The organism is Streptomyces sp. NPDC054932 (genome assembly GCF_053610205.1).
Map to the genome: position 1 here is coordinate 44,630 of NZ_JBSGXU010000041.1, position 6,746 is coordinate 51,375.

7 protein-coding genes are annotated in these 6,746 nt (G+C 73.5%); 6 read left to right on the forward strand and 1 reads right to left on the reverse strand.

Going from position 1 to position 6,746, the window contains the following annotated elements; translation table 11 throughout:
- Positions 1-151 precede the first annotated feature (151 nt).
- Genes ACWGE1_RS14510 through ACWGE1_RS14520 form a run of 3 tightly spaced genes read left to right on the forward strand, consistent with a single transcriptional unit; the run spans position 152 to position 3,088 of the window.
- Complete coding sequence (locus tag ACWGE1_RS14510) at positions 152-1,006, forward strand: MaoC/PaaZ C-terminal domain-containing protein (protein ID WP_453420831.1); 855 nt, start codon at positions 152-154, stop codon at positions 1,004-1,006.
- Between the two features lie 39 nt (positions 1,007-1,045).
- On the forward strand, positions 1,046-2,122 hold the full coding sequence (locus tag ACWGE1_RS14515) for a Zn-dependent alcohol dehydrogenase (RefSeq protein WP_453420832.1): 1,077 nt from the start codon (positions 1,046-1,048) through the stop codon (positions 2,120-2,122).
- A 24-nt stretch (positions 2,123-2,146) separates the two neighbouring features.
- Positions 2,147-3,088 carry a 3-oxoacyl-ACP reductase gene (locus ACWGE1_RS14520; RefSeq protein ID WP_453420833.1) on the forward strand — a complete coding sequence of 314 codons (942 nt, stop codon included), beginning with the start codon at positions 2,147-2,149 and terminating at the stop codon, positions 3,086-3,088.
- A 111-nt stretch (positions 3,089-3,199) separates the two neighbouring features.
- On the opposite strand, the gene ACWGE1_RS14525 is transcribed toward ACWGE1_RS14520, so the two are convergent.
- A complete protein-coding gene (locus ACWGE1_RS14525; protein WP_453420834.1) occupies positions 3,200-4,291 on the reverse strand; it encodes a hypothetical protein in 1,092 nt (363 codons plus the stop codon).
- 306 nt (positions 4,292-4,597) lie between these two features.
- Here ACWGE1_RS14525 and ACWGE1_RS14530 point away from each other — a divergent pair, with 306 nt between their 5' ends.
- From ACWGE1_RS14530 to ACWGE1_RS14540, 3 genes are all read left to right on the forward strand, one after another.
- Complete coding sequence (locus ACWGE1_RS14530; protein ID WP_453420835.1) at positions 4,598-5,458, forward strand: Nif3-like dinuclear metal center hexameric protein; 861 nt, start codon at positions 4,598-4,600, stop codon at positions 5,456-5,458.
- The gene (locus ACWGE1_RS14535; RefSeq protein WP_453420838.1) at positions 5,455-6,198 is read left to right on the forward strand and encodes a zinc ribbon domain-containing protein; all 744 of its coding nucleotides are present in this window, start codon (positions 5,455-5,457) and stop codon (positions 6,196-6,198) included. The genes ACWGE1_RS14530 and ACWGE1_RS14535 overlap by 4 nt, the downstream gene beginning before the upstream one ends.
- The coding region (locus tag ACWGE1_RS14540; RefSeq protein WP_453420836.1) for a reverse transcriptase-like protein at positions 6,198-6,746 on the forward strand (549 nt) is incomplete at its 3' end. The genes ACWGE1_RS14535 and ACWGE1_RS14540, both read left to right, overlap by 1 nt.

Consider the following 6,746-nt stretch of genomic DNA (forward strand, 5'->3'; position numbering starts at 1 on the left):
GGGCGTGCGTTATACATTCCCTCACCGGTCGGGGCTAGAACGCGTTCTAGAACCGGCCCCCGCATACGACCTCGGTGCGGCCGACGGTGCGGACGGCCGCACCGAGGTCTTCCACGGCCCCGGTTCTCCAACGACAGGGAGCAGCATCCCCATGCCGATCGATGCCGCCAAGGCCCTCGCCGCCGACCCCCGCCTCGGGGACATCGGCTGGGACCACAAGGACATCCAGCTCTACCACCTCGGCCTCGGTGCAGGCCGGCCGGCCACCGACCCGGACGAGCTGCGCTACACCCTCGAATCCAGGCTCCACGTCCTGCCCAGCTTCGCGACCGTCGCCGGCGCCGGCATGGCCATGCTGGGCGGGCTCGCCGCACCCGGGATCGACGTCGACCTCGCCGCCGTCCTGCACGGCGGCCACTCCATCGAGCTGCACCGGCCCATCCCCGTCACGGGGCGGGCCACCTCCAGCTCCAAGGTCGCCGCCGTCTACGACAAGGGCAAGGCGGCCGTGATCGTGCTGCGCTCGGAGGTCGCGGACGCCGACGGGCCGCTGTGGACCAGCGACGCGCAGATCTTCGTACGCGGCGAGGGCGGCTTCGGCGGTGAGCGCGGGCCCTCGGCCAGGGAGAACCTCCCCGAGCGCGCGCCCGACCGTACCGAGGAGCGGCACATCCGCGAGGAGCAGGCGCTCCTCTACCGCCTCTCCGGCGACTGGAACCCGCTGCACGCCGACCCCGAGTTCGCCGAGAAGGCCGGCTTCGACCAGCCGATCCTGCACGGCCTGTGCTCGTACGGGATGACCCTCAAGGCCGTCGTCGACACGGCCCTGGACGGGGACGTGTCCCGGGTCCGCGCCTACCGCACGCGCTTCGCCGGGATCGTCTTCCCCGGCGAGACGCTGCGCATCCGGATGTGGCAGGAGCCCGGCCGGGTCCTGGTGTCCGTGACCGCCGCCGAACGGGACGACGCGCCGGTCCTCGCCGACACCGTCGTCGAACACGCGTAAGTACGAGACGAGACCGTACGAGACCCAAGGAGCCGCACCGTGCGCGCAGCACTGCAGAGCGAGATCGGCCAGGACAAGCTCGAAGTCGTCGACGACATGGAGGCCGTGGGCCTCGGCCCCGGCAAGGTGAGGATCCGGGTCAGGGCCACCGGCCTGTGCCACTCGGACCTCTCCGCGATGAGCGGCGTGCTGCCGCAGCCCGCCCCCTTCGTCCCCGGCCACGAGGGCTCCGGCGTGATCGCCGACGTCGGTGACGGGGTCACCACCCTCAAGCAGGGCGACCGGGTCCTCGTCTGCTGGCTGCCGCCGTGCGGCCACTGTCCCTCCTGCAGGCGCGGCCAGGGCCACCTGTGCCTGGCGAGCCTGGTCAACGCGGGCACCCCCAACTTCCGCCGGGCGGGCGGTGACATCTTCGGCTTCGCCGCGACCGGCACCTTCGCCGAGGAACTCGTGGTCGACGCCGCGTGCGCCGTCCCGATCCCCGACGACGTGCCCTTCGACATCGCCGCGCTCATCGGGTGCGGTGTCACCACCGGCCTCGGCGCCGCCATCAACACCGCCAAGGTGGAGGCCGGATCCTCGGTCGCCGTCATCGGCTGCGGCGGCGTCGGCATATCCGTCATCCAGGGCGCCAAGGTCCAGGGCGCGGCCCAGGTCGTCGCGGTCGACCCGGTGGAGTCGCGGCGCGAGGCGGCCCTGCGGTTCGGGGCCACCGAGGCCGTGGGGCCGGAGGCCTTCGACGACGCCAAGAACCGGATCACCGGCGGCGAGGGCTTCGACTACGTCTTCGAGGTCGTCGGCAAGTCCGCCACCGCGCAGACCGCGTACAGGATGACCCGCCGCGGCGGCAGCGTGATCATCGTCGGCGCCGGCGCGCTGGACGACAACTTCCAGATCGACATGTTCTCGCTGTTCTTCGACGAGAAGAAGATCCTGCCGTCGATGTACGGCGGCGGGGACGTGCTCCGCTCCTACGAGCGCACCATCGCGCTGTGGCGGGCCGGCCGGGTGGACCTGGCGGGCCTGATCACGCACCGGGTGCAGCTCGCCGAGATCAATGACGCGCTCGACCAGATGCGTACGGGCGTGGCCCTGCGCACCTGCATCGAACTCTGACCTGCTCTGAGAGGAACGCTTCGGATGTCACTCCCACTTGAGGGACTCTCCGCCATCGTCACGGGCGCGGGCCGCGGGCTCGGCCGGGCCGAGGCGATCGAGCTCGCGCGGCTCGGCGCGAGCGTGGTCGTCAACGACTTCGGCCAGAGCGGCCGCGACGGCTCCGGGGAGGCCTCGGCCGCCCCGGCGGAGGAGGTCGCCGCGGAGATCCGCGCCGCGGGCGGCCGGGCGGTGGCGCACCTGGGCGACGTGGCCGACTTCGAGCAGGCGCGGGAGCTCGTCGAGCTGGCGGTGTCCAGCTTCGGGAAGCTGGACATCCTGGTCAACAACGCGGGCATCCTGCGCGACCGGATGGTCTTCTCGATGTCGGAGGAGGAGTGGGACTCGGTGATCCGGGTCCACCTCAAGGGCCACTTCAACACCACCCACTTCGCGTCCGTGCACTGGCGCGAGCGGTCGAAGGCGGCGGGCGGTCCGGTCTACGGCCGGATCGTCAACACCTCCTCCGAGGCCTTCCTCGGCGGCTCGGCCGGCCAGCCGAACTACGCGGCGGCCAAGGGCGGCATCGTGGGCCTGACCACCTCGACCGCCCTGGCCCTCGCCAAGTACGGGGTGACGGCCAACGCCATCTGCCCGCGTGCCCGCACCCGGATGACCGAGGACGTCTTCGCCGGATTCGAGGTCCCGGAGGAGGGCAAGCTGGACGCCCTCGCCCCGGAGCACGTCTCCCCGCTCGTCGGCTATCTGGCCTCGCCCGCGTCGGCCGGGGCCAACGGCCAGCTGTTCGTCGTGCACGGCGGCATCGTGGTCGTCATGGAACGACCGAAGGTGGCCGCCAAGTTCGACACGGCCAAGGAGGCATTCTCCTACGAGGAGCTCGACGAGCTCCTGACCGCGCACTACGCATCCCGCCCGGCGAACGAGACCTTCGCCGCCACGGAGGTCCTGGGCCTCAAGCACGCGTAGCGCGTGCACGCTGCGGAAGGGGCCGCCGGCGCGGGTCGCCGACGGCCCCTTTCCGTACGGCCCCGGCCCGTGCGGCGCGTCCCGTGCGGCCGCCACGGCACCCCGCCGCCGCTACTGCTGTGCCTGCGGTGCCTGCTGGAGGGGGACCGGGCGGGGTACGGCCGGGGCCGGGGCCGGGCCGGCCGGGGGCCGGTCCGGACGGACCGGCGGGGGAGGGGAGAGCGGCAGGCTCAGCCCGGCGATCCCGCAGGACACCTCGGGGGTCGCGTACGGGAGGTGCAGGCTGCCGTACGGACTCCACAGGCCCGCCCCGCCCAGCCAGCCCACCGGGGCGCCGACCCGGAAGACGTGCCGGTCGGCGGGGCGCCACAGGCCGATGTCCCCCTCGGGCAGCCGCAGCGCCACGCCGCAGGTCTCCGGCATCAGGGCCTGGCCCGGCTGGACCGCGAACGGCCGCGCGTCCCCCAGCCGCAGGCACTCCGGGAAGCGGACCGGCCGGGAGCTGCCCAGTACCCCCCAGCCCGTGCGCGGCTCGCCGGGGGCGTCGGAGCGGATCAGCAGCAGGCCGCTGTCCGGGTCGGCCAGCAGCAGCCGGTCGTCGCTGTCCTCGGTGATCTGCAGCAGCGGGGAGACGTCGCCCCGCCCCAGGTCCACGGCCACCGCCTTGGTGGTGCCCTCCAGTTCCCGGTCCAGGGCCAGCAGCCGGCCCGCCCGGTCCAGCCAGACACCGCCGGAGCACCGTCCCGGGATCCGGGCGACGGGCTGCGGGCCGAAGGGGCCCCCGGCCACCTGCCAGACCGTGGTCACCGTGTCCTCCGCGGCCAGCGCGAAGGCGGCGGATCCGTCCGGGGACGGCGGGAGCAGGCGGACCTCCAGGCCCTCCTGCGCCTCCACCCCGCCCAGCTGGTGCTCCCCGGTGCGCGGACCGGCCGCGGCGCCCGTCGGGTAGAGCAGTGCGAAGGCGTGCCGGTCCGCGACCCGCCGGTGGATCAGTACCCGTCCGTCGGCCAGCGGCAGCACCTCGCTGTCCGCCTCCTCGGGCTGCGCCAGCGGCAGCGGCACCGCATAGGGCTCGGGTCCGGCGAGGGTCCAGCGCTCCGCGTAGAGCGCCTCGCCCGCCCCGGCCAGCCGGGCGGCGTACGACCCGTCCGCGGCGATGGTGAACGCGGCCGTGGTCGTCATTTCGATGGCACAGACAGTCATCCGTGGTCACCTCCGGGGGGGAAGCTAGTTTTCGGGCAACCTGGCGAACAACACCACCAACACCGCTTCACACATACGGGTGTCCGCGTGGCGATTCGCGCGTGGTGGGGGAGGTGACTGTGCTGTGAGATACCGGGGCGATTGGGATGGGCCCGGGCCGGGCGTGCCCACCGGGCCCCCCGGTGGCCGGGACGCGTCTCCAATCTCCCGCTTTGTCCCGGCCCGACCGCCCGGGCCCGGTCCGGCGGGCCGGAGCGGGAGGCCGGGCCTGACCGGGACGGTCGCCCCGGACGGTAGCCTTGGGCCGTGCCCCGTCTCTCTGAAGTCATCGCCGCGCTGGACGCTCTCTGGCCCCCCTCGCGGGCCGAGCAGTGGGACGCCGTCGGCACCGTCTGCGGCGACCCCGACGCCGAGGTCACCCGGGTCCTGTTCGCCGTGGACCCCGTCCAGGAGATCGCCGACGAGGCGCTGAAGCTGGGCGCCGACCTGATCATCACCCACCACCCCCTCTATCTGCGGGGCACCACCACCGTCGAGGCCGGCACATTCAAGGGCCGCGTCGTGCACACGCTGATCAAGAACGACATCGCGCTGCACGTCGCCCACACCAACGCCGACACCGCCGACCCCGGAGTCTCCGACGCCCTCGCCGGCGCACTTGACCTGCGGATCACCGGCCCGCTGGTGCCCGACCCGACCGACCCGGCAGGCCGCCGCGGCCTCGGCCGGATCTGCGAACTGGACCACCCCGAGACCCTGCGCGAGTTCGCCGCCCGCGCCGCGGCCTGGCTGCCGCCGACCGCCCAGGGCATCCGCGTGGCCGGTGACCCGGACGCGCCGATCCGCCGCGTCGCCGTCAGCGGCGGCTCCGGCGACAGCCTCTTCGAGCAGGCCCGCGCCGCCGGTGTGGACGTCTTCCTGACCGCCGACCTGCGCCACCACCCGGTGTCCGAGGCCCGCGAGCAGAGCCGCCCGCTCGCCCTCGTCGACGCCGCCCACTGGGCCACCGAGTGGCCCTGGTGCGAGCAGGCCGCAGCCCAGCTCGACGCGATCTCCGAGCGCCACGGCTGGGGTCTGCGGACCCACGTCTCGCGCACGGTCACCGACCCCTGGACGGCGCACGCGCCGTCCGTCACTCCCCCTTCTATCTCTGGAGCCCCCAACTGAACGCCGAGCCCGCCGACCAGATCCGACTTCTCGACATCCAGGCACTGGACGTCCGGCTGTCTCAGCTCGCCCACAAGCGCAAGTCCCTGCCCGAGCACGCCGAGCTCGACTCGCTCACCAAGGACCTCGCGCAGCAGCGCGACCTGCTCGTCGCCGCCCAGACCCAGGCGAGCGACACCGCGCGCGAGCAGACCAAGGCGGAGCAGGACGTGGACCAGGTGCGCCAGCGCGCCGTCCGCGACCAGCAGCGGCTCGACTCGGGCGTCGGCATCTCGGCCCGTGACCTGGCGAACCTGCAGAGCGAGGTCGTCTCCCTCGCCAAGCGCCAGGGTGACCTGGAGGACGTGGTCCTGGAGGTCATGGAGCGCCTGGAGGGTGCGCAGGAGCGCGTCACCGAGCTCACCGAGCGCGTCTCCGCGCTGGAGGCCAAGACCGCGGACGCCACCGCGCGCCGTGACGCGGCCACCACCGAGATCGACGCCGAGGTCGCGAAGGTCACCAAGGACCGCGAGGTCATCGTCACGTCCATGCCGTCCGACCTGATGGCGCTGTACGAGAAGATCCGCGTCAAGCAGGGCGGGGTCGGCGCCGCGCGCCTGTACCAGCGCCGCTGCGAGGGCTGCCGGCTGGAGCTCGACATGGCCGAGGTCAACGAGATCAAGGCCGCGGCCCGCGACCAGGTCGTACGTCACGAGAACTGCGGCCGCATCCTGGTCCGTACGGCCGACTCGGGCATCTGATGCCGCGGTTTGTCGTGGAGGCGGACGGCGGGTCGCGGGGCAACCCGGGGCCTGCCGGCTACGGCGCGGTGGTGCTCGACCCGGCGACGGGCGAGACGCTGGCCGAGCGCGCCGAGTTCATCGGCGTCGCGACGAACAACGTGGCGGAGTACAAGGGCCTGATCGCCGGGCTCGCGGCGGCCCGGGACCTCGCCCCCGACGCGCAGGTCCTGGTCCGGATGGACTCGAAGCTCGTCGTCGAGCAGATGTCGGGCCGCTGGAAGATCAAGCACCCGGACATGAAGCCGCTCGCCGCCGAGGCCGCGCGGATCCTCCCGCGCGCCCAGGTGACGTACGAGTGGATCCCGCGCGAGCAGAACAAGCACGCGGACCGGCTCGCGAACGAGGCGATGGACGCGGGCAAGCGCGGCAGGCAGTGGGAGCCGTCGGCGTCCACGGCCGCCCTCGACCACGGCGCGGCCCGCGCCCTGGCGACCCCGCCGGCAGCCGGCCCGCCGGGTGACGCGGCGAAGGGGGCCGCCGCCGTGCGCGCGGCCCTGGTCACCGCC

What these genes read in the sequence shown, in the direction of transcription:
- ACWGE1_RS14510 (WP_453420831.1), top strand. Translation starts at nt 152, where the DNA reads ATGCCGATCGATGCCGCCAAGGCCCTCGCCGCCGACCCCCGCCTCGGG.
- ACWGE1_RS14520 (WP_453420833.1), top strand. Translation starts at nt 2,147, where the DNA reads ATGTCACTCCCACTTGAGGGACTCTCCGCCATCGTCACGGGCGCGGGC.
- ACWGE1_RS14525 (WP_453420834.1), bottom strand. Translation starts at nt 4,291, where the DNA reads ATGACTGTCTGTGCCATCGAAATGACGACCACGGCCGCGTTCACCATC.